Genomic DNA, 23,103 nt, shown 5'->3' on the forward strand with positions numbered 1-23,103 from the left:
TTACGCCGCGACGGCGGTGGCGTTGGTGATAAACGCCGGCGGCGGCGGGCTGCCGGCCGACAGCGTCAGCACTTCATAGCCGGTCTCGGTGACCAGGATGGTGTGTTCCCACTGGGCCGACAGGCTGCGGTCCTTGGTTTTGATGGTCCAGCCGTCGCCCATTTCGCGGATCTCGCGCTTGCCGGCGTTGATCATCGGCTCGATGGTGAAGATCATGCCCGGCTGCAGTTCGTCCAGCGTGCCGGGGCGGCCGTAGTGCAGCACCTGCGGCTCTTCGTGGAAGATCTTGCCGATGCCATGGCCGCAGAACTCGCGCACCACGCTGTAGCCGGCCTTTTCCGCGTGCTGTTGGATCACGTGGCCGATGTCGCCCAGGTGGGCGCCCGGCTTGACCTTGGAAATGCCCAGCCACATGCATTCGTAGGTGATGTCGGACAGGCGCTTGGCCAGGATCGACGGTTCGCCGATGAAGAACATGCGGCTGTTGTCGCCGTGGTAGCCGTCCTTGATGACGGTGATGTCGAGGTTGACCACGTCGCCGTTCTTGAGCACCTTGTCGCCGGGGATGCCGTGGCAGATGACGTCGTTGACCGAGGTGCAGATGGCCTTGGGGTAGGGCGTGTAGCCGGGCGGGCAGTAGTTCAGCGGCGCCGGGATGGTGCCCTGCACGTTGACCATATATTCGTGGCAGAGGCGATCCAGTTCGCCGGTGGTCACGCCGGCCTTGACGAAGGGCGTGATGTAGTCCAGCACTTCGGAGCCCAGGCGGCCGGCCACGCGCATGCCGGCGATATCTTCGGCGGATTTAATGGAAATAGACATAGTGGATCGCAATCAGCAAAGTAAACGGTAAAAACGCAGGCGGCGAGCGGATCGGATCGGCTCGCGGCGTGCAAATATGTTGAAATTATAAACGACGCGGGGCGGCCCCGCTCGGGAATGCAAGGATGGTGCCTGCTGTGGCGCGCGGGCGCCACAGCAGGGTGCGGGGACTCAGTCCGGCTGGCGGCGCTGGCGGCGGCGCGCGGCCACCCCCAGGATGCCCAGGCCGGCCAGCAGCATGGCCCAGGTGTCGGCTTCCGGCACGGCGGCGATCGGGCCGGGCGTGGTGCCGTCGCCGTCACTCGGCAGGTAGGGCGGTAGCGGACGCGGGTCGATCACCACCAGGCTGCCGTCGGGGTTGGTTTCAAACTCGAAAGTTTCCGGCAGTTCGAATTCCTGGATGCCAGGTTTCTTGGCGGCGTCCAGCGCGGTCTGGCGCTGCAGGCGCTCGCGCTCGGCCAGTTCCTTCTCGGTCAATTCTTCGGGTTCGTAGGGCTCGGGGGTGACCAGGCCCAGGTCCTTGCCGTCCGGCTTGCCCAGCTTGGCGACCGGCGGCGGCGCCACGACCGGCGCCTTGGCGACCGCGTCCGGTTTGCGGTTGATGCGGCTGACGTTGCCGCAAATCTTGGGCACCAGGATGCAATGCTCGTCGACGCAGTAGACCGCGCCCGGTTCCTGGCGCTGCGCGCTCCACTTGCTGCGGGTGACGGTGGCGCACACCGAGGCGGCGCCGAAGTGCATGTCGCGGATGGCCGGGTCGTACTTGCTCTTGCCGGCGATACCGTCGCGGGTGATGGTGACCTTGTCGTCGGACTGGCCTTCTTCCATGCGGCGCTTGAGCGTGCTGCGCACGGCTTCCGGGATGTCGGTGTAGCGGTCGATGGCGGCCGAGGTCTTGCCGGTGTAGGGATTGACGCCCGGATGATCCCAGGAACAGCTCGGCTGGACAGTGGAGGCTGCAGCAAGTGTTACGGCTAACAGGATGGACATAGGGTTGCACCTTTACCAAGGATTCGTGTCTTGCAAATCAATATCTATTGTTGAGATGTAATTTTAATTTACGCAATGGTATTACAAAATCGCTACTCATGCCTAAAAAAATAACTCTTTTATTTGATGCGCAACAATTGGGTGCAAAAATCCGGGGCGGCGCACCAGGTTGGAGCGCGGGCGTGGCATAGGCGTGCGGTGCTTGCCTAAGTGGCTGTTTTCAGGGTAGAATCTCGGGTTGCTTGAATTCGGTTTGAGCAATGTTGCAAAATCAAGTTGTTAATTTCTATTAATAAACGCGAATCCGGTCGACAAGGGTGCCTCTATGGTGACTGATCGGATTCCAGACCCAACCCTGGAGTTTAATATGTCCGTAACTATGCGCGAAATGCTGGAAGCCGGTGTCCACTTCGGTCACCAAACCCGTTTCTGGAACCCAAAGATGGCACCGTTCATCTTCGGTCACCGCAACAAGATCCATATCATCAACTTGGAAAAGACGATGGGTATGTATCAAGAAGCGATGAAGCACGTGAAACAGGTCGCTTCGAACCGTGGCACCATCCTGATGGTCGGCACCAAGCGTCAAGCCCGCGAGATCATCGCTGCTGAAGCGGCACGCGCAGGCGTTCCTTTCGTCGACCAGCGTTGGCTGGGCGGCATGCTGACCAACTTCAAGACCATCAAGACCTCGATCAAGCGCCTGAAAGACATGGAAGCCTCGATCGAAGACGGTTCGGTTGAGAAGCTGTCGAAAAAAGAAGCGCTGATGTTCCAACGCGAAATGGTCAAGCTGCAAAAATCGATCGGCGGCATCAAGGATATGGGCGGCGTTCCTGACGCAATCTTCGTCGTTGACGTTGGCTACCATAAAGGCGCCATCACCGAAGCCGCAAAACTGGGCATCCCGGTTATCGGCGTGGTCGATACCAACCACTCGCCAGAAGGCGTTCAGTTCGTCATTCCAGGCAACGACGACTCGTCGAAAGCCATCACTCTGTACGCCCGCGGCGTCGCAGATGCGATCCTGGAAGGCCGTGCTGCTGCCGGTAACGAAGTAGTTGAAATGGTTAAAGCTGCAGCTGGCGACGAATTCGTCGAAGTTTCCGAACAGGCTTAATCGTTCGTAACAAGCTGTAAGGAAAAAGGGGTGGCCAACAGCTCCCCCTTTTTTTTAACGTAAATGGTTAGAGCAGCGCTCACCATCCCACCCGAACACCGAATACAGGAGAATCACATGGCAGCTATTACTGCAGCAATGGTAGGCGAACTGCGCGCGAAGACTGACGCGCCTATGATGGAATGCAAAAAAGCACTGACCGAAGCCGAAGGCGACATGGGTCGTGCTGAAGAGATCCTGCGCGTCAAGCTGGGCGGCAAGGCATCGAAAGCATCGGCACGAATCACCGCCGAAGGCGTGGTGGCCACCTTCATCGCCGGCGGCGTAGGCGCGCTGGTTGAAGTCAATTCCGAAACCGACTTCGTCGCCAAGAACGACGACTTCCTGGCCCTGGCCAACAACGCGGCACGCCTGGTTGTCGAGCACAACCCGGCCGACGTCGCAGCCCTGCTGGCATTGCCGCTGGACGGCAAGACCCTGGACGAAGTGCGCGCAGCACTGATCGGTAAAATCGGCGAAAACATGTCGATCCGCCGCTTCCAGCGTTTCGAAACCACCGGCAAGCTGGCTTCCTACCTGCACGGCTCGCGCATCGGCGTGATCGTCGACTTCGAAGGCGCCGACGAGCAAGTTGGTAAAGACGTGGCCATGCACATCGCCGCGATGAAGCCAGTGTCGCTGTCGTCCGAGCAGGTTCCAGCGGAACTGATCGAAAAAGAGCGTTCGGTTGCAAAACTGAAAGCTGAAGAAGACGCAGCCAAGGCCGCCGCCGAAGGTAAGCCAGCGCAATCGCCGGAAATCCTGGCCAAGCGCCTGGAAGGCTCGGTACAGAAGTTCCTGAAAGAAGTGTCGCTGCTGAACCAGGCTTTCGTGAAGAACGACAAGCAATCGATCGAGCAGATGCTGAAAGAGAAAGCCACCACCGTCAAAGCCTTCACCATGTACGTGGTAGGCGAGGGCATCGAGAAGAAAGTGGACGACTTCGCCGCAGAGGTAGCCGCACAGATGGCTGCTTCCAAAGGAGCGTAATACCAAAGAAAACGGGCCGAGAGGCCCGTTTTTTTAGCCTGACCAAAGTTTTACCCGCAGCACCCGTAGTCATTCAGTCGTTCCCGGCGCCGACCAAGGTATCATAGGCGCCGGCAGCCTTACCCGAATAAACCCAACTTAGGAGCCTCGTCTCATGTCAAAACCAGCCTACAAGCGCGTCCTCCTCAAATTGTCCGGCGAAGCCCTGATGGGCGATGATCCTTACGGCATCAACCGCGGCACGATCGAACGGATGGTCGCCGATGTGGCAGAGGTCGCGAAACTGGGCGTGGAACTGGCGATCGTCATTGGCGGCGGCAACATCTTCCGTGGCGTCGCCCCCGGTGCGCAAGGCATGGACCGCGCCACCGCCGACTACATGGGCATGCTGGCCACCGTCATGAACGCGCTGGCGCTGGCCGACGCGATGCGCCATGTCGGCATCACCGCCCGCGTGATGTCGGCGATCGGCATCGAACAGGTGGTTGAGCCGTATGTGCGCCCGAAAGCCTTGCAGTATCTGGAAGAAGGCAAGGTCGTGGTGTTCGCGGCCGGCACCGGCAACCCGTTCTTCACCACCGACACCGCGGCGGCGCTGCGCGGCTCGGAGATGAGCGCGGAGATCGTGCTCAAGGCCACCAAGGTCGACGGTGTCTACACCGCCGATCCGAAGAAAGACCCGAACGCCACGCTGTACAGCTCCATCACCTTCGACGAAGCCATCGCCAAGCATCTGCAAGTCATGGACGCCACCGCCTTCGCGCTGTGCCGCGACCAGAAACTGCCGATCAAAGTGTTCTCCATCACCAAGCCGGGCGCGCTGATGCGTGTCATCATGGGCGAGGATGAGGGTACACTGGTTCACGTTTAAACATATCCCGATTACAGGAGAGCAGCAATGTCCGTAGCTGACGTTAAAAAGAATGCGCAAGAACGCATGACCAAATCGCTGGAAACCTTGCGCGCCGATCTGGCCAAGGTTCGCACCGGCCGCGCCCACACCGGCATCCTGGACCACGTCCAGGTCGAGTACTACGGTTCGCCGACCGCGCTGAGCCAGGTCGCCAACGTGACCCTGATCGACGCCCGCACCATCGGTGTGCAGCCGTTCGAGAAGAAGATGGCCGCGACCATCGAGAAAGCCATCCGCGACGCCGACCTGGGCCTGAACCCATCGGCGCAGGGCGACATGATCCGCGTGCCGACCCCGCCGCTGACCGAGGAACGCCGCAAGGAGATGGTCAAGCTGGTCAAGAGCGAAGCGGAAGACGCGAAGATCGCTGTCCGCAACATCCGCCGCGACGCCAACGAAGGCATGAAAAAGCTGGTCAAGGACAAGGCGATCTCGGAAGACGACGAGCGCCGCGGCACCGACGAAGTGCAGAAGCTGACCGACAAGTTCATCGTTGACATCGACAAGATGGTCGCCGAGAAGGAAAAAGAAGTTCTGACGGTTTAACACCCGCGGACGCCAGCTGCCGGTCCGCGGACTCGTCCGAGGGCCGCCCTGGCGTCTTGTCTTTTTGCGTCACACCTGCAATACTTTACACTTTGGCACCAAAGTTTTCATGAAATATACGAGTTCGACTACTGAGGTTCCAGACGCGCCGTCCGTGCCGCGCCATGTCGCGATCATCATGGATGGCAACGGCCGCTGGGCGACCAAGCGCTTCCTGCCGCGCGTGGCTGGCCACGTCAAGGGCGTGGACGCGGTGCGCACCGTGGTCGAGGCCTGTGCCCGCCGCGGCGTCGAGTACCTGACCCTGTTCGCCTTCAGCTCCGAAAACTGGCGCCGCCCGGAAGAGGAAGTGTCCCTGCTGATGCGCCTGTTCGTGACGGCGCTGGACCGCGAAGTGTCCAAGCTGCACGCCAATAATATCCGCCTCAAGGTGGTCGGCGACCTGTCCCGCTTCGACGACAAGCTGCAGAGCATGATCGCCAGCGCCGAGCGCAAGACCGCCAACAACACCCGCATGACCGTGACCGTGTGCGCCAACTACGGCGGCCGCTGGGACATCATGCAGGCGGTCGGCCAGATGGTGGCCGCCCATCCCGGCGCCGCCAACTTCACGGAGGAGCAGCTGGCGCCGCACCTGGCGATGGCCTACGCGCCCGAGCCCGACCTGTTCATCCGCACCGGCGGCGAGCAGCGCATCTCCAATTTCCTGTTGTGGCAGCTCGCTTACACCGAGCTGTTCTTTACCGACACCTACTGGCCCGATTTTTCGATCGAGAGCCTCGACGAGGCGATCGCCTCCTACCAGCATCGGGAGCGGCGCTTCGGCCGCACCGGCGCGCAACTGGCAGAAAAGAAAAGCTGATGCTGAAAACTAGGATTATTACCGCTGTGGTCTTGCTGGCGGTGCTGCTGCCGGTCCTGTTCTTCAACTATTTCCCAGCGTTTGCCGTCGTCGCCACGCTGTTCCTGGGCGCCGCGATGTGGGAGGCCGCCCGCCTGTTCGGCCTGTCCGCCATGCGCGCGCGCGTGGTCGGCATTGCCGGCGCCGTGCTGTTCGTGTTCCTGCTGCAGCACTCGGGCAAGCCGGGCGCGCTGACCGCGCTGTACGGCGCGGCCAGCCTGCTGTGGCTGATCCGCTATGCGCCGTCGCTGGGCCTGGGCCTGCCGCCGCTGGCCGGCGCGGCCAACTGGTCGCTGGCGATCACGTTCAGCTTTGCCATCTTCGCCTGCTTCTTCGCCATCGTCGGCCTGTACCAGCACTCCGCGCTGTATTTGCTGTCGGTGATGGTGCTGGTGTGGATCGCCGACATCGGCGCCTACTTCTCCGGCAAGGCCTTCGGCAAGCGCAAGCTGGCGCCGTCCATCTCGCCGGGCAAATCGTGGGAAGGCGCCATCGGCGGCGGCATCGCCGTGCTGGCGATCTCGTCGGCGAGCGTGCTGCTGGCCGCCGGCCAGCCGTGGCTGCGCGACACCTTCGCCGTCCAGCTGCAGGCGCGCTTCGGCTGGCCGCTGGCCTTGCTGGTGCTGCTGCTGATCGTCGCCGCGTCGGTGATCGGCGACCTGTTCGAATCCCAACTCAAGCGCCGCGCCGCCATCAAGGACAGCAGCAACCTGCTGCCGGGCCACGGCGGCGTGCTTGACCGTATTGACGCCTTGATCCCGGTCCTGCCGCTGGCCGCGCTGATCGGCTCCTGGTTCTGAAAGAATTGACTATGCAACGCATCACCATCCTTGGCGCCACCGGTTCGATCGGCGTGTCCACGCTGGACGTGCTGGCCCGCCATCCCGAGCGCTACGGCGTGTACGCGCTGTCGGCGCATAGCCGCGTCGAGGAGCTGGCGGCCCAGTGCATCCAGTTTCGTCCCGCGCGCGCGGTGGTCGGCACGGCCGCCGGCGCCAGCCAGCTGAGCGCAATGCTGCGCGCGGCCGGCGTCAACACCGAAGTGGAATATGGCGAGGCGGCCCTGTGCAGCATCGCCAGCGCGCCCGAAGTGGACAGCGTGATGGCCGCCATCGTCGGCGCCGCCGGGCTGGCGCCGACGCTGGCTGCGGCCCGCGCCGGCAAGAAGGTCCTGCTGGCCAACAAGGAAGCGCTGGTGATGTCCGGCCAGTTGTTCATCGACGCCGCCCAGCAGGCCGGCGCGGTGCTGCTGCCGATCGACAGCGAACACAATGCGATCTTCCAGTGCATGCCGCAGTTCGGCGGCCGCATGCCGGCGGTGCGCGACGAGGCGGCCGGCATCGCCAAGATCCTGCTGACCGCATCCGGCGGCCCGTTCCTGACGCGCGATGTCGCCACACTGGACGCGGTGACGCCGGAGCAGGCCTGCAAGCACCCCAACTGGTCGATGGGCCGCAAGATTTCGGTCGATTCGGCCACGATGATGAACAAGGGCCTGGAAGTGATCGAGGCGCACTGGCTGTTCGGCGCGCCGGCCGAGCGCATCGAGGTGGTCATCCATCCGCAATCGGTGATCCATTCGATGGTGTCGTACACGGACGGTTCCGTGCTGGCGCAACTGGGCAACCCGGACATGCGCACGCCGATCGCCCACGCGCTGGCCTACCCGGAGCGCATCGCCTCCGGCGTGGCGCAGCTGGACCTGACGCAGATCGCCACGCTGCAGTTCGAGCGTCCCGACTTCAAACGCTTCCCCTGCCTGGCGCTGGCCTTCGACGCGCTCAAGGCCGGCGGCACCGCGCCGGCGCTGCTGAACGCGGCCAACGAGATCGCGGTGCAAGCCTTCCTCGACCTGAAGATCGGCTTCCGCCAGATCGACCGCGTGATCGCGCACGTGATGGAGGCGCTGCCGCACGGCGACGCCGACAGCATCGCCGCCTTGATGGCGCAGGATGCCGTCGCCCGCGCCGCCGCTGAAGCCTATATCGCCGGACTGGCAAAATGAACTTCCTCCAAACCGCGCTGGCCTTCGCCGTCTGCCTGGGCTCCCTGATCATCTTCCACGAGCTGGGACACTACCTGGTGGCGCGCTGGTGCGGGGTGAAGGTGCTGCGCTTTTCGGTCGGCATGGGCAAGGTGGTGTGGTCGCGCCGTTTCGGCCGCGACCAGACCGAATGGGCCGTGTCGGCGCTGCCGCTGGGCGGCTACGTGAAAATGCTCGACGCCCGCGAGGGAGATCTGGACGACCTGCCGGCCGAAGACCTGAAGCGCGAGTTCACGCGCCAGAACGTGTGGAAGCGCATCGCCATCGTGGCCGCCGGCCCGCTGGCCAACTTCCTGCTCGCCATCGTGCTGTATGCGGGCCTGTACCTGCACGGCGTGGAAGAGCCGACCAGCAAGATCAGCGTGCGCACCACGGAGGCCGCCACCGCCACCGCAAGCAATGCGCCGCCATCGGCCGCGTGGAGCGCCGGCTTGCGCAGCGGCGACGTGGTCACCGCCGTCAACGAACAACCGGTGGCCGTGTGGTCGGAGCTGCGCTGGAACCTGATGCAGGCCGCCATCGACAAGACCGAAGCCCGCATCGCCGTCGAACGCGTGGGGCAGGGCCGCTTCAGCTTCGTGCTGCCGGCCGCCGTGCTGGCGGCACAGGACCTGGACGGCGACGTGCCGGGCAAGCTGGGTCTGGGCGTGGCCCGTCCGGCGCCGCTGGTGCTGGAGGCGATCGCGGGCGGACCCGCCGCGCGCGCCGGCCTGCAGAAGGGCGACCTGCTGCTGTCGGTGGACGGCGTGCCGGTCGCCGACGGCATCGCCTTCATCGAGATTATCGGCAGCGCCGCCGGCAAGACCGTGCAGGTGGCGGTGCGCCGCGCCGGCCAGCAGCTGGTGCTGGCCATGGTGCCCAAGGCCGAGCAGGCAAAGACCGGTAAGGGAACTGTAACAGTAGGTAAGATCGGCGCTTACATCGCGCTGCAGCCGGATATGATCACCGTGCCATCGTCCCCGGTTGCGGCCGTCGGCAAGGCGGTGGCGCGGGTCTGGGACACGAGCGCCATGTCGGTCAAGATGATCGGCAAAATGATCACCGGCGAGGTCTCGCTGAAGAACGTCACCGGCCCGATCACCATCGCCGATTACGCCGGGCAGACCGCACGCATGGGCGCGGCCAGCTACCTGAGCTTCATCGCCTTCATCAGCATCAGTTTGGGGGTGATGAATTTGCTACCGATTCCGGTTCTAGATGGGGGGCATTTGCTGTATTATTCGCTGGAAGTTTTAACTGGGCGTTCTGTGCCGGAGCGTTTTGGAGAGATTGCTCAGCGCCTTGGCATAGGCTTGTTACTGACGCTGATGCTGCTGGCGGTGTTTAACGACGTCGCGCGGCTGCTGTAGCAGGTTCGCTTTGTATATGAGTAGTTCGTTGATTTAGCCATTGAATAACCCCAATGAAATTATATTCTGACCGTATTACTTCATCTTCCTTTCGCCGCAGCCTGATCGGCGCCGCTGTCCTGGCGCTGTGCGCCGGCAGTGCCATGGCCATCGAGCCCTTCGTCATCAAGGACATCCGCGTCGAAGGGATCCAGCGTACGGAAGCCGGTACGGTCTTCAGCTACCTGCCGGTGCGTGTGGGCGAGACCTTCAACGACGACAAATCGATCACCGCCATCAAGGCGCTGTACGCCACCGGTTTCTTCAAGGACGTCAAGCTCGAAGCGGACGGCAATGTGCTGGTGGTGCTGGTCGAGGAACGCCCGGCCATCGCCAAGGTGGAGTTCACCGGCACCAAGGAATTTGAAAAAGACACGCTGGTCAAGGCGCTGAAGGACATCGGCGTCGGCGAGACCAAGACCTTCGAGAAGGCCTCGGTCGACCGCGCCGAGCAGGAATTGAAGCGCCAGTACCTGTCGCACGGCTTGTACGGCGTGAAGATCGTCACCACCGTCACGCCGATCGAGCGTAACCGCGTCAACGTCACCTTCGCGGTGGACGAGGGCGAGATCGCCAAGATCAAGCAGATCAACATCGTCGGCAACAAGGTCTTCTCGGACAAGGAACTGAAGGACCAGCTGGCGCTCAACACCGGCGGCTGGTTCAGCTGGTACACCAAGGCCGACCAGTATTCCAAGACCAAGCTGACCGGCGACATCGAGTCGCTCAAGTCCTACTACCTGAACCGCGGCTACATCGAGATGCAGATCGACTCGACCCAGGTGTCGATCACGCCGGACAAGAAGGACATCTACATCACGATCAACATCACCGAGGGCGAGAAGTACAAGGTCTCCGGCATCAAGTTCGAGGGCGAGACCTTCGGCCGCGAGGAGGAACTGCGTTCGCTGGTGCTGCTGCGTCCAGGCGAAACCTATTCGGGCGAGCGCCTGACCGCCACCAACAAGCTGATCTCGGACCGCCTGGGCACCTTCGGCTACGCGTTCGCCAACGTCAACGCCAATCCGGAGATCGACCAGAAGAAACGCGAAGTGGCGTTCACCTTCTTCATCGATCCGGGCAAGCGGGCCTACGTGCGCCACATGAACATCGCCGGCAACACCACCACCCGCGACGAAGTGATCCGCCGCGAGTTCCGCCAGTTCGAGTCGTCGTGGTACGACGCCAACAAGATCAAGTATTCGCGCGACCGCGTCGACCGCCTGGGCTACTTCAAGGACGTGACCATCGACACGCCGGAAGCGCAGGGCACCTCCGACCAGGTGGACGTCAACCTGACCGTGGTCGAACGCCCGACCGGTAACTTCCAGATCGGCGGCGCGTTCTCGCAGTCCGAGAAGTTCACCTTCCAGGCGGCGATCCAGCAGGCCAACTTCGCCGGTTCGGGCACCACCGTCGGCATCGAGTTCAACACCTCGAAGTACAGCCGCACGCTGTCGTTCTCGCAGACCGACCCTTACTACACCGACGACGGCGTATCGCGCTCGTATGAAGTGTACCTGCGCACGCAGCAGCCGCCGGCGCTCAACATCGGCAGCTACACCATCCGCCAGCAGGGTGGCCGCATCAGCTACGGCGTGCCGTTCTCGGAAGTGGACACGGTGTTCTTCGGTATCGGCCTGGAGCGCTCGCGCATCACCACCGACGCCACCTCGCCGGTGCGCTTCAAGGATTACGTCACCACCATCACCGGCAACACCAACGGCATCGGCACCGCCACCACCAACGCCGTGCCGCTGACGGCGGCGTGGGCGCGCGACAGCCGCGATTCGGCGCTGACGCCGACCGTGGGCCGCTACCAGCGCGCCAACCTGGAGCTGGATTTGGTCGGCCGCCAGAAGTACTACCGCGCGGTGTACGAGCACCAGTGGTACAAGCCGCTGTTCTCCAAGGTCACGCTGGCGTTGCGCGGCGAGATCGACTACGGCCACGGTCTGCGCGACAGCAGCTACCCGGTGTTCAAGAACTTCTACGGCGGCGGCATCGGTTCGGTGCGCGGCTACCTGAGCTCCTCGCTGGGCGCGGTCGACCAGGTGTACGGCGATGCGCTGGGCGGCGCCTCGCGCCTGCTGGGCAGCGCCGAGCTGCAGCTGCCGTTCCCCGGCTCGGGCCAGGACCGCAGCCTGCGCTGGTTCGGTTTCGTCGACACCGGCCAGGTCTACCAGGAAGGCCAGAAGATGCGCGCTTCCGAGCTGCGCTACTCGTCGGGCCTGGGCATCAGCTGGATTTCTCCGGTCGGTCCGCTGCGCTTGAGTTATGCTAAGCCTTTGAACGCCAAGCCGGGCGACCGCCTGGAACGCTTCCAGTTCCAGATGGGTACCGGCTTCTAAGGCGTGCCTGATGCCATTGAGTATTAATATTTACCTCGGAGAAATAAGTTGAAGACTGTGTCCGCTACCCTGACCAAATCCCTCGCCGTGCTTGCACTGGGCTGGTGTGCATTGGCGCCGGTGCAGGCCCAGACCTCGGCCTCGCGCATCGCCTGGCTCAGTCCTGAGCGCATCTACAACGAATCCAAGCTGGCCAAGCTGGCCGGCGAAAAGCTGCAGGAGGAGTTCAAGAGCCGCGAGAAAGCCATGCAGGATATGGCCGCGCGCCTGAAGGCGGCGTCGGAAAAGCTGGAGAAGGATGCGCCGGCGCTGGCCGAGACCGACCGCGTCAAGCGCCAGCGCGACGTGTTCGAGCTGGATAAGGAATACCAGCGCCGCCAGCGCGAGTTCCGTGAAGACCTGAACCAGCGCACCAACGAGGAACGCCAGGCGATCTCGGAAAAAGCCACCAAGATCATCAAGCAGATGGCGGCGGTGGAAGGCTTCGACATCGTGCTGCAGGATGCGGTCTGGGCCAGCCCGCGCATCGACATCACCGACAAGGTGCTGGCCGCGCTGGACAAAGACAAGTAAAACACATCAAGATTGGATCACCCGATGGGCACTCGACTAGGGGAATTGGTCGAACGCCTCGGCGGGCAGTTGGTGGGGGACGCGAACCTGGAAGTGACCGGGATCGCGCCACTGACGGACGCCGGCGTTTCGCACATCAGCTTTCTCAGCAATAGCAAACTGCTCGCGCAAGCGCTGCAAAGCCAGGCGGCGGCACTGATCGTGTCGGCCGCCGATGACGCTTTTATCGCCGCCGGCTATGGCGGCGCGCGCATCGTCACCAATAATCCGTACGTGTATTTCGCCCGCGCGGCGCAGTATTTCGAATCGTTGACGGCCATCGTGCCGGCGCCCGGCGTGCACGCCAGCGCGGTGGTGGCGGACGACGCCCGCATCGACGCCAGCGCCCATGTGGGCGCGCGCGTGGTGATCGAGAGCGGCGCCACGATCGGCGCGGGCGCGGTGATCGACGCCGGCTGCTACATCGGCCGCGACGCGGTCATCGGCGAGGACACGCATTTGTTCGCCAACGTGACCTTCCAGGCGCGTTGCGTGATCGGCAAGCGCGGCATCATCCATTCCGGCGCCGTGATCGGCACCGACGGTTTCGGATTCGCCAACGAGGGCGGCGTCTACATCAAGATTCCGCAAACCGGGCGGGTGGTGATCGGCGACGATGTGGACATCGGCGCCAACACCACCATCGACCGCGGCGCGCTGGCCGACACGATCCTGGAGGACGGCGTGAAGCTGGACAACCAGATCCAGATCGGCCACAACTGCCACATCGGCGCGCACACGGCGATGGCCGGCTGCGTCGGCGTGGCCGGCAGCGCGAAGATCGGCAAGTACTGCACCTTCGGCGGCGCCGCCATGGTGCTGGGCCATTTGACCATCGCCGACAAGGTGCACGTGGGCTCGGGCAGCATGGTATCGCGCTCGATCCTGGAACCGGGGCAGTACACGGGCTTTTATCCGCTGGCCAAAAACAGCGAATGGGAAAAATCTGCCGCCATCGTCCGCAATCTGTCGACGATGCGCGATAAAATCCGCGCGCTGGAAAAAACAATTAAAACATTGACGAATCAAGACGAGAACTAAAATCATGACCACAACCACCCCTGTCACCTCCGAATCCACCTGCACCAAGAAGTGCATGGATATCCACGCCATCAAGCAGTACCTGCCGCACCGCTATCCCATGCTGCTGGTGGACCGCGTGCTGGACTGGGAGTCGGGCAAGACCATCACGGCGATCAAGAACGTCACCGTCAACGAGGAATTCTTCAACGGCCACTTCCCGCACAAGCCGGTCATGCCGGGCGTGCTGATGATCGAGGCGATGGCGCAAACCGCCGCCATCCTGTCCTTCCTGACCATGGACATCAAGCCGGACGAGAATTCGGTGGTGTACTTCGTCGGCATCGACAACGCGCGCTTCAAGCGTCCGGTGGAGCCGGGCGACCAGTTGGTGATGAACGTCGAGATCCTGCGCGTGGCGCGCGGCATCTGGAAGTACAAGGCGGTCGGCACGGTCGACGGCCAGACCGCGGTCGAGGCGGAACTGATGTGCACCATCCGCAGCGCGGCCGACGCCAGCCAGCCAGCCGGGAAGTAATCATGGCCAAGATTCACGCCACCGCCATCGTCGATCCGAAGGCGCAGCTCGACGAATCCGTCGAGGTGGGGCCGTATTCGGTGATCGGCCCGAACGTGGTGATCGGCGCGCGCACCGTGGTCGGTCCGCACGTGGTCATCGAGGGCAACACCACCATCGGCAGCGACAACAAGTTCTTCCAGTTCTCGTCGATCGGCGCCGCGCCGCAGGACAAGAAGTGGAACGGCGAGCCGACCCGCCTGACCATCGGCGACCGCAACACCATCCGCGAGTTCTGCACCTTCAACACCGGCACGGTGCAGGACAAGGGCGTGACCTCGCTGGGCAACGACAACTGGATCTCGGCCTACGTCCACCTGGCGCACGACTGCCAGATCGGCAGCAACACGATCTTCTCGAACAACGCGCAGATCGCCGGCCACGTCGAAATCGGCGACTGGGTGATCATGAGCGGCTTCGCCAATGTGCACCAGTTCTGCAAGATCGGCGCGCACGCCTTCGTCGGCATGAGCACCTCGCTGACGCAGGACGTGCCGCCGTTCGTTCTGTTGAACGGCAATCCGGCGCAGGCGCACGGCGTCAACATCGAGGGCCTGAAGCGGCGCGGCTTCACGCGCGAGCAGATCAACGGCATCCGCACCGCGTATAAGCTGATCTACCGCTCCGGCCTGACGCTGGAAGAGGCCAAGGTCGCATTGCAGGCCGAAGAGGATGCGATGCCGGCGGCGGCGGAGCAGATCCGCTCCATGCGCGAATTCCTCAACATCGCCAGCCGTGGCATCGTCCGCTGACCTGACGGCCGCCGCGCCTGCGCCACTGTCGGTGGCGCTGGTGGCGGGCGAGCCGTCGGGCGACCTGCTGGCGGCGCGGCTGCTGTCCGGCCTGCGCCCGCACCTGCCGGATGCGCGCTTCCACGGCATCGGCGGCGAGCATATGATGGCGCAGGGTTTCGAATCGCACTGGCCGATGGACAAGCTGACCGTGCGCGGCCTGCTGGCCGTGATTCCGCGCTACCGCGAGATCAAGGGCATCCAGAACCAGCTGCGCGACCAGCTGCTGGCCGAGCGGCCGGCCGCCTTCATCGGCGCCGACTATCCGGGCTTTAACCTCGGGCTGGAAGAGCAGCTCAAGGCGGCCGGGATTCCGACCATCCACTACATCGGGCCGCAGATCTGGGCCTGGCGCGGTGGGCGCATCAAGAAGATCATCCGGGCGGTGTCGCACATGCTGGTGGTGTTTCCTTTCGAAGAGGAGATCTACCGCCAGGCCGGCGTGCCGGTGAGTTACGTCGGCCATCCGCTGGCGGAAGTGATCCCGATGGCGCCGGACGTGGCTGGTGCGCGGCGCGCGCTGGGCATGCCGGAGGACGCCAACGTGGTGGCCATCATGCCGGGCAGCCGCATGTCCGAAATCAAGTACAACACCGTGGCCTTCATCGGCGCGGCGCGCCTGCTCAAGCAGCGCGACCGCTCGCTGCGCTTCGTGGCGCCGATGGCGGGCGAACGGCAGCGCAAGTACTTCCTCGAACTGGTGGCGCAGGCCGGCATGCAGGACGTCGAAGTGCAGCTGCTCGACGGCCAGTCGCACACCGCGATCGCGGCGGCGGACGCGGTGCTGGTGGCGTCGGGCACGGCGTCGCTGGAGGTGGCGCTGTTCAAGAAGCCGATGGTGATAGCCTATCGGATGGCGGAGCTGGAATGGCAGATCCTGCGCCACTTTAACTATCAGCCGTGGATCGGCATGCCGAACATCCTGGCGCGCGAGTTCCTGGTGCCCGAGTTGCTGCAGAACGCCGCCAATTCCGAAGCGCTGGCGCAAGCCATGTGGAAGCAGCTGAGCGACGCGCCGCACCGCCTGCGGCTGGTCGAGCGCTTCACCGACATGCATCACAGCCTGCTGCGCAACAGCGCGGTGGAGAGCGCGGCCGCTGTGCTCAAGGTCATCAAAGCTTAACCGTATCATCGAGAATCAAAGTGAAAAACCCAACCCCTGGCCTGTTCGACTTCCTGCCCGACTCGCCCGATGAAATCATTTGCGGCGTGGACGAGGCGGGCCGTGGCCCGCTGGCCGGCCCGGTGTACGCGGCCGCCGTGATCCTGGACGTCTCGCGTCCGATCGAAGGCCTGCGCGACTCCAAGAAGCTGACCGAGGCCAAGCGCGACATGCTGGCGCCGCTGATCAAGGCCAACGCGCTGGCGTGGGCGATCGCCGAGGCGTCGGAAGAGGAAATCGACAAGCTCAATATCCTGCAGGCGTCGATGCTGGCGATGCGGCGCGCGGTGGAAGCGCTGAGCACCGTGCCGACGCTGGCCCTGGTCGACGGCAACCGCTGCCCGGTGATGAAGATCCAGAGCATCGCCGTGATCGGCGGCGACGACAAGGTCGACGCCATCTCGGCCGCCTCGATCCTGGCCAAGACCGCGCGCGACGCCGCGCTGGTGACCCTGCACGCGCAGTACCCGCAGTACTGCTTCGACCAGCACAAGGGCTACGGCACCGCGCTGCACCTGGAGCGCCTGCGCGAGCATGGCGCCTCGCCGGTGCACCGCCGCTCGTTCGCGCCGGTGCGGGCGGTGCTGGAGGAATTCGCGCTGCGCGCAGGGAGAGCCGCATGAAGACCATCACCTCGCGCGACAACGCGCAATACAAGGAGCTGGTCAAGCTGGCCGGCAGTTCGCAGGCGCGCCGCAAGTCCGGCCGCACGCTGCTCGACGGCGTGCACCTGTGCCAGGCCTATTTGCAGCTGCGCGGCCTGCCGGAGCAATGCATCGTCAGCGAAACAGCGCTGCACAACCCGGAAGTGATGGACATCGTCGGCCAGCTGGAGGCGCAGCACGCGCACGTGCTGGGATTGCCGGACGCGCTGTACAACGCCGTGAGCCAGGTGGAACACGGTGTCGGCGTGATGTTCCTGATCGAGACGCCGGAACGCGCCGTGACCGAGCCGCTGGCCGTGTCGGCGGTGCTGCTCGATAACGTGCAGGATCCGGGCAACGTCGGCTCCATCCTGCGCAGCGCGGCGGCGGCCGGCATCACCCAGGTGTACTGCAGCGCCGGATCGGCGTTCTGCTGGTCGCCCAAGGTGCTGCGCGCGGCCATGGGCGCGCACTTCGTGCTCGATATTTTCGAGAACGTCGACCTGGCGCAGCTGGTCGCAGCCTCCAAGGTGACCTCCCTGGCCACCAGCGGCTACGCCACCCAGCGCTTGTACGACGTCGACTTGCGCCAGCCGGTGGCGTGGCTGTTTGGCCACGAAGGGCAGGGCGTGGCGGACGACCTGCTGTCCATGGCCACCCATCAGGTGGTGATTCCCCACTTGGGCCAGGTGGAGTCGCTGAACGTCGCCGCATGCGCGGCAGTATGCTTTTTCGAGCAAGTCAGGCAGAATCAAGGGTAATAGCCTTATTGGAGCCGCCGATGGATATCGCGCAGTTGCACTTTCTGGTAGCCGAAGGGGATCAGGTACAACGCCACGCGCTGGCCGATATCCTGGTCCACCTGGGCGTGGGCCGGATCACGCAGGCGCCCGATGGCCATACGGCGCTGCGCCACTTCAGCGCCGGCATCACGCCGGCGGTGGACATCGCCATCATCGACCTGGCGCTGCCGGGCATGGATGCGCTGGAGCTGATACGCCGCCTGTCCGAAGCCAAATCGCGCGTGGGCGTGGTGGTGGTGGGCGCGCAGTCGAACGCGGTGCTGTTTTCCGTGGAGACGATGGCGGGGGCCTACGGCATCAACATGCTGGGCGCGATCGGCAAACCGGTGATCGGCAGCCGGCTGGAAGCGATCATCACCGACTACCTGCAGCCGTCCGAGGCCCGCGCCGCCACGCGCGAGCAGGCGCCGCATATCTCGTTTGCCGAAGTGGGGCAGGGCTTGCAGATGCGCGAGTTCGATCCCTACTTCCAGCCCAAGATCGAACTGGAGACGGGGCAGGTCAAGGGCCTGGAGATGTTCGCGCGCTGGCGCCATCCGCTGTATGGCGTGCTTGGGCCGGCGTCGTTCATGCCGGCGCTGGAGGATAACCGCCGCATCGATTTCCTCGACTGGAGCATGATTGAAAAGTCGGTGGCGGCCTGCCGTACCTTGCACGACCAGGGCATACCGATTTCGTTTTCCATCAACGTCGACCAGAGCACGCTGGCGCATCCGCAGTTCATGGAGCAGATCGCGGCCTGCCTGGACCGCCATCGCATCATGGCCGACTACATCACCTTCGAGATGACCGAATCGGCGGTGCTGACCACCGACCCGCATTTCCTCGAACGGCTGCTGCGCCTGCGCATGAAGGGCTTCGGCCTGGCCATCGACGATTACGGCACGGGGCGCAGCAACCTGCAGCTGCTGGCGCGCATCCCGTTCTCCGAACTGAAGATAGACCGCAGCTTTGTCGACGGCGCGTCCAAGCGGCAGGCCATCGGCACGGTGCTGCGCTCCTGCCTCGGGCTGGCGCGCAACCTGGACCGGCGCTCGGTGGCGGTCGGCGTCGAGACCAAGCAGGATTGGGACTTCCTGCAAGGGCTGGGCTGCACCTACGCGCAGGGCTACTACATCGCCAAGCCGATGCCGGTCGAGGAATTCCCGGCCTGGCTGGCCGACTGGCAACACTTCTTCTGACGCGCGGCGGCTTGTCTCATCCGGCGATCCGACTGGTTTTGACGCGGAGCATTGGCTGGCGGGCTGGCTGGCCAAGCCGCTGCCGGCGCTCGGCGGCGCGACGCCGGCGAGCTACCTGGACACGTTCGAAGGGCAAAAACTGGTCGCTGAATTGCTTTCCATGATGCAGAGCGGAGCCTATGCATGACCACGTCCTTGTGGCGTATCGCCGTCGAGGCGCTTGCCTATACGGCCAATGATCCGACCGGCGCCGGCGCCAATGATTAATCCGCGTCATCCGGATATAGCCTCCATTGCCGCGACTACGATCAGGCGCTGGATCTACGATCCGAGGTTTTTCGCCTGATCACGGCATGCCGAGCTCGCTTGAGCGCCGTCAAACACCTGCCCGCGCAAGAAACGCACACTGAATCGCGGCCGTCCATCCGGGCCGGCGCGATATTCAGACGAGGTGCGACATGGCTAATCCCAAAGACAACGGCGGCGCGGTAGACGGCGCCGGTTCCATTCTCAGCACGGTGGCCGGGCCCGCCGACCCGCCGCACCCGTCGCGGCTCGGTCCTCCGAACCCGATTGCCGCGCAGTTGCTGGAAAAGGTCACCAGCGACGAGCAGCTGGCCGCCGCGATGCCCTTCAACGAAACCAAGCCACTGGAATACGGCGACGCCGCCTTCACGCCGCACCTGGGCGAAACGCGTACACCGTCGAGCGCCTTCGCCACCGCCAGCACCAGCACGGAGACGGTGGCTTCGCCCAAGGACGGCGAGGGCCATCCCAACATCGGCAACAACCCGCTGGATGGCTCGCTGGACCGCGTACGGGTGGACGACAGCGGCCGCGAACTGACCACCAACCAGGGCGTGAAGGTGGCCGACAACCAGGACAGCCTCAAGATTGGCCTGCGCGGCCCCACCGCGATGGAAGACTTCATCCTGCGCGAGAAGATCACCCATTTCGATCATGAGCGCATCCCCGAGCGCGTGGTGCACGCGCGCGGCTCGGCGGCCCACGGCTACTTCGAAAGCTACGGCGACCACAGTCCCATCACGCGCGCCTCGCTGCTGGCGGCTGCCGGCAAACGCACGCCGGTGTTCGTGCGCTTCTCGACGGTGGCCGGTGAACGCGGATCGGCCGACACGGTGCGCGACGTGCGCGGTTTCGCCGTCAAGTTCTACACCGACGAAGGCAACTGGGACCTGGTCGGCAACAACATCCCGGTGTTCTTCATCCAGGATGCGATGAAGTTCCCGGACCTGATCCACGCGGTCAAGCCGGAGCCGCACAACGGCATGCCGCAGGCGGCCAGCGCGCACGACACCTTCTGGGACTTCGCCTCGCTCACCCCCGAGATCACCCACATGCTGATGTGGCACCTGTCGGACCGCGCGATCCCGCGCAGCTACCGCATGATGCAGGGCTTCGGCGTGCACACCTTCCGGCTGGTGAACGCGCAGGGCGCCTCGGTGTTCTGCAAATTCCATTGGACGCCGATGGCCGGCACGCACTCGCTGGTATGGGACGAGGCGGCGCGGCTGGCCGGCGCCGATCCGGACTATCATCGACGCGACCTGTGGGAGGCCATCGAGGCCGGCCAGTTCCCCGAGTGGGAGCTGGGCGTGCAGCTGTTCAGCGCCGAGCAGGCGGCGCAATTCCCCTTCGATATCCTCGACCCGACCAAGATCGTGCCGGAGGAGATGGTGCCGGTGCAGCCCATCGGCCGCATGGTCCTGGACCGCAATCCCGACAACTTCTTCGCCGAGACCGAGCAGGTGGCCTTTTGCGCCGCGCATGTGGTGCCGGGCGTCGACTTCAGCGACGATCCGCTGCTGCAAGGCCGCATCCACTCCTACATCGACACCCAGATCTCGCGCCTGGGCGGCGCCAACTTCCACGAGATCCCGATCAACACGCCGCTGGCGCAGATCCACAACAACCAGCGCGACGGCATGCACCGTCAGTCGGTTAATCGTGGCCGGGTGAGTTACGAGCCCAATTCGCTGGCGGGCGGCTGTCCGTTCCAGGCAGGCGCCAAGGGTTTCGTCAGCTTCCCCGAGCCGCAGCAGGCCAGCAAGGTGCGCGGCAAGCCGGAGCTGTTCGCCGACCATTATTCGCAGGCGCGCCTGTTCTGGAAGAGCCAGACGCCGGTGGAGCAGAATCACATCATCGCCGGCTTCCGCTTCGAGCTGACGCGGGTGCAAACGCCGGCGATCCGGCGGCGCATGCTGGCGGGGCTGGTCAATGTCGACCAGCGGCTGGCGGCCGGCGTGGCCGCCGGTTTGGGCATGGAGGTGCCGCCGCCGCTGCCGCTGTCCACCGATTTGCCGATGCACGACTATCCTCTGTCGCCGGCGCTGTCACTGTTCAGCCGTCCCGGCGCCACCGGCATCCGGACGTTGAAGGTGGCGCTGCTGGTGGCGCCCGGCGTGGACGCGGCGCAGGTGCGGGAGGTGTACGCTGCGCTGCTGGACGGCGGCGCCGTGCCGCGCCTGGTCGGGGAGCGCATCGGCAAGCTGCCCGGCACGGACCTGGATGTGGAGATCAGCTTCGAGACCGGGCCGTCGGTGCTGTGGGATGGCGCCATCGTGCCTGACCGCGACGACGCCTACGCCGGCCTGGCGGCCGACGCACCGGGCAGCGACACGCCGGGCGGGACGCCGCTCAACCGCGATGTGGCGGCGCTGGAGTTCGTGCGGCTGCAGTACCGGCACGACAAGCCGCTGCTAGCTGTCGGCAATGGCGGGCAACTGCTGCACGCGGCGGGCATCCCGCAGGTGCTGCCGGATGGTGAGCCGGACCCCGGCGTCATCATCGCTGAACGCGGCGAGGGGCCCGCGGCGCTGGTGCGGTTCGAAGCGGCGCTGGTGCGTCACCGTGTCTACGCCCGCGAAACCGATCCGCCGATCGTCTAGCCTAGTCGGGCCGGTAGCTGGCGCGCACGCCGGCCAGCAGCGCGGCGAGCGCCGGCCGGTCGTACCAGCGCCCCTCGGCCATCACGCCCAGGGGCGCGCGCAAGGTCGACAGGCCGTCGAGCGGATTGTGCTCGGTCAGCAGCAGGTCGGCGCGATAGCCGGCCACCACCTGGCCGAACCGCACGCCGCCCTTGGTGCGGGCGATGAAGGCGCCCGGCGCGCTGGCGGCCGTCGCCAGCGCCTGGTAGCGGCTCAGGTGTGAGCCTTCCAGTTCGGCCAGATTGTCGTGCAGCGAGTAGCCCGGCACCAGGCCGGGGATGGATGGCGCGTCGGTGCCGCACAGCAGCTCGACGCCGCCGTCGGCCATCGCCTTGGCCAGTTTGCGCAGGAAGGCCAGCTTGGCCTCCAGCCGCGCCGACTTGCCGGCGTAGCCGCTGCGGCGCCAGGCCTGCATGTCGGACGGCGAAAGGTACGCGGTCTCCGGCGCGGTCAGGAAGGCGCGTACCACCTCGGGATGGCCGATCTGGCTGGCGATGGCGTGGTAGGTCACCACGTCGGCGATCACCGCCGCGCCGTGGCGCCTGGCCAGCGCCACCGCCTCCGGAATGCGCGCCTCATCGGGCGGCACGTCGGTTTCCTGCGCGCCGGGCGGGGTGAAAAAGGTATAAAAGAGTTCTTCCAGGTGGGCGACCATCACCTGGCCTTGCGCCAGTTGGCGCTCCAGCCGCACGGCCGTCACGCCGTGGCCCACCAGCGCGCTGAACACCTCCGGCGCCAGTCCGGTATAAACCTTGATGTAGTCATAGCCGTTGGCGGCGGCCAGGTCGACCACCGCCCGCGCCTGCGCCGGCGTCTTCACCTGCAGGCCGTTGTAGTCGGGCGTGCCGTCGACCATCAGGCTGGCGTAGACGTGAGGACCGGGCAGGGCGCCGCGCGCCACCGCCGGCACGATGCTGTCCACCAGGTTGGGGCGGGCGCCGCCCATGTTGAGCAGCGTGGTCACGCCCTTCGACAGGTACAGCGCCAGGTCGTCGCGGGTTTCGGAGTGGGTGTGCATGTCGGCCAGGCCGGGCGAAACCCAGGCCGTGCCGTGGCCGTCGACGACGCGGTAGCCGGCCGGCGCCGCCAGAGCCGCGCCGATAGCCTCGATGCGGCCATCCTTGACCAGCACCGTCTGGTCGCGCAGCACATGCTCGCTGTCCATCGGGGCCACGTTGACGTGCACGAAGGCGGTGGACTGCGCGCCGGACTGCGCCCACGCCGCCGATGCCAGCGCGAGTGCCGCCAGCATCGCCATCAA

Annotated in this window: 22 protein-coding genes; 19 read left to right on the top strand and 3 right to left on the bottom strand. The window is 64.7% G+C overall.

Going from position 1 to position 23,103, the window contains the following annotated elements; all coding sequences use genetic code 11:
* Together map and GTP90_RS17735 are read right to left on the bottom strand one after the other, a co-directional pair.
* On the bottom strand, positions 1-822 hold the full coding sequence (gene map / locus GTP90_RS17730; protein ID WP_161084801.1) for a type I methionyl aminopeptidase: 822 nt from the start codon (positions 820-822) through the stop codon (positions 1-3).
* A 171-nt stretch (positions 823-993) separates the two neighbouring features.
* A complete protein-coding gene (locus GTP90_RS17735) occupies positions 994-1,812 on the bottom strand; it encodes an MHFG family PEP-CTERM protein (protein ID WP_161084802.1) in 819 nt (272 codons plus the stop codon).
* A gap of 367 nt (positions 1,813-2,179) precedes the next feature.
* Here GTP90_RS17735 and rpsB point away from each other — a divergent pair, with 367 nt between their 5' ends.
* The 19 genes from rpsB (at position 2,180) to GTP90_RS17830 (ending at position 21,803) form a co-directional block, all read left to right on the top strand.
* Positions 2,180-2,932 carry a 30S ribosomal protein S2 gene (gene rpsB / locus GTP90_RS17740; protein ID WP_161084803.1) on the top strand — a complete coding sequence of 251 codons (753 nt, stop codon included), beginning with the start codon at positions 2,180-2,182 and terminating at the stop codon, positions 2,930-2,932.
* Positions 2,933-3,049: 117 nt separating this feature from the next.
* Positions 3,050-3,961, top strand: a complete 912-nt coding sequence (gene tsf / locus GTP90_RS17745; protein ID WP_117011325.1) for a translation elongation factor Ts — start codon at positions 3,050-3,052, stop codon at positions 3,959-3,961.
* Positions 3,962-4,115: 154 nt separating this feature from the next.
* Positions 4,116-4,832, top strand: a complete 717-nt coding sequence (pyrH, locus tag GTP90_RS17750) for a UMP kinase (RefSeq protein WP_020702755.1) — start codon at positions 4,116-4,118, stop codon at positions 4,830-4,832.
* Positions 4,833-4,859: 27 nt separating this feature from the next.
* A complete protein-coding gene (gene frr, locus GTP90_RS17755; protein WP_161084804.1) occupies positions 4,860-5,420 on the top strand; it encodes a ribosome recycling factor in 561 nt (186 codons plus the stop codon).
* A gap of 109 nt (positions 5,421-5,529) precedes the next feature.
* Complete coding sequence (gene uppS / locus GTP90_RS17760; RefSeq protein WP_161084805.1) at positions 5,530-6,282, top strand: polyprenyl diphosphate synthase; 753 nt, start codon at positions 5,530-5,532, stop codon at positions 6,280-6,282.
* Positions 6,282-7,121, top strand: a complete 840-nt coding sequence (locus GTP90_RS17765; RefSeq protein WP_161084806.1) for a phosphatidate cytidylyltransferase — start codon at positions 6,282-6,284, stop codon at positions 7,119-7,121. The genes uppS and GTP90_RS17765 overlap by 1 nt, the downstream gene beginning before the upstream one ends.
* An 11-nt stretch (positions 7,122-7,132) precedes the next feature.
* A complete protein-coding gene (gene ispC / locus GTP90_RS17770) occupies positions 7,133-8,326 on the top strand; it encodes a 1-deoxy-D-xylulose-5-phosphate reductoisomerase (protein ID WP_161084807.1) in 1,194 nt (397 codons plus the stop codon).
* Positions 8,323-9,714 (top strand): RIP metalloprotease RseP, encoded by a 1,392-nt coding sequence (gene rseP, locus GTP90_RS17775; RefSeq protein ID WP_161084808.1) that lies wholly within the window; start codon positions 8,323-8,325, stop codon positions 9,712-9,714. Before ispC ends, rseP begins: the two co-directional genes overlap by 4 nt.
* 53 nt (positions 9,715-9,767) lie before the next feature.
* Complete coding sequence (gene bamA / locus GTP90_RS17780) at positions 9,768-12,104, top strand: outer membrane protein assembly factor BamA (protein WP_161084809.1); 2,337 nt, start codon at positions 9,768-9,770, stop codon at positions 12,102-12,104.
* Between the two features lie 48 nt (positions 12,105-12,152).
* Entirely contained in the window at positions 12,153-12,677 is a 525-nt protein-coding gene (locus GTP90_RS17785) for an OmpH/Skp family outer membrane protein (protein WP_161084810.1), read from the top strand.
* Positions 12,678-12,701: 24 nt separating this feature from the next.
* Positions 12,702-13,757: a UDP-3-O-(3-hydroxymyristoyl)glucosamine N-acyltransferase gene (gene lpxD / locus GTP90_RS17790; protein WP_161084811.1), complete on the top strand. Its 1,056-nt coding sequence runs from the start codon at positions 12,702-12,704 to the stop codon at positions 13,755-13,757.
* A 4-nt stretch (positions 13,758-13,761) separates the two neighbouring features.
* A complete protein-coding gene (gene fabZ, locus GTP90_RS17795; protein ID WP_254451917.1) occupies positions 13,762-14,274 on the top strand; it encodes a 3-hydroxyacyl-ACP dehydratase FabZ in 513 nt (170 codons plus the stop codon).
* A 2-nt stretch (positions 14,275-14,276) separates the two neighbouring features.
* Positions 14,277-15,065, top strand: coding sequence for an acyl-ACP--UDP-N-acetylglucosamine O-acyltransferase (gene lpxA, locus GTP90_RS17800; protein WP_117011316.1), 789 nt, complete (start codon positions 14,277-14,279; stop codon positions 15,063-15,065).
* Complete coding sequence (gene lpxB, locus GTP90_RS17805) at positions 15,049-16,227, top strand: lipid-A-disaccharide synthase (RefSeq protein ID WP_161084812.1); 1,179 nt, start codon at positions 15,049-15,051, stop codon at positions 16,225-16,227. Before lpxA ends, lpxB begins: the two co-directional genes overlap by 17 nt.
* Before the next feature lie 20 nt (positions 16,228-16,247).
* On the top strand, positions 16,248-16,889 hold the full coding sequence (gene rnhB / locus GTP90_RS17810) for a ribonuclease HII (RefSeq protein WP_161084813.1): 642 nt from the start codon (positions 16,248-16,250) through the stop codon (positions 16,887-16,889).
* A complete protein-coding gene (locus GTP90_RS17815; RefSeq protein WP_161084814.1) occupies positions 16,886-17,671 on the top strand; it encodes a TrmH family RNA methyltransferase in 786 nt (261 codons plus the stop codon). Before rnhB ends, GTP90_RS17815 begins: the two co-directional genes overlap by 4 nt.
* 20 nt (positions 17,672-17,691) lie before the next feature.
* Positions 17,692-18,894, top strand: coding sequence for an EAL domain-containing response regulator (locus GTP90_RS17820; RefSeq protein WP_161084815.1), 1,203 nt, complete (start codon positions 17,692-17,694; stop codon positions 18,892-18,894).
* Positions 18,779-19,081 (top strand): MbcA/ParS/Xre antitoxin family protein, encoded by a 303-nt coding sequence (locus GTP90_RS37605; RefSeq protein ID WP_161084829.1) that lies wholly within the window; start codon positions 18,779-18,781, stop codon positions 19,079-19,081. The genes GTP90_RS17820 and GTP90_RS37605 overlap by 116 nt, the downstream gene beginning before the upstream one ends.
* Positions 19,082-19,352: 271 nt before the next feature.
* Positions 19,353-21,803 (top strand): catalase, encoded by a 2,451-nt coding sequence (locus GTP90_RS17830; protein WP_161084816.1) that lies wholly within the window; start codon positions 19,353-19,355, stop codon positions 21,801-21,803.
* Position 21,804: 1 nt separating this feature from the next.
* Here GTP90_RS17830 and GTP90_RS17835 read toward each other — a convergent pair whose 3' ends face one another.
* Positions 21,805-23,100: an amidohydrolase family protein gene (locus GTP90_RS17835; protein WP_217431997.1), complete on the bottom strand. Its 1,296-nt coding sequence runs from the start codon at positions 23,098-23,100 to the stop codon at positions 21,805-21,807.
* Between the last annotated feature and the right edge of the window lie 3 nt (positions 23,101-23,103).

Origin of the sequence: Duganella vulcania, assembly GCF_009857655.1 — a bacterium.
Lineage (GTDB): Bacteria > Pseudomonadota > Gammaproteobacteria > Burkholderiales > Burkholderiaceae_D > Rugamonas > Rugamonas vulcania.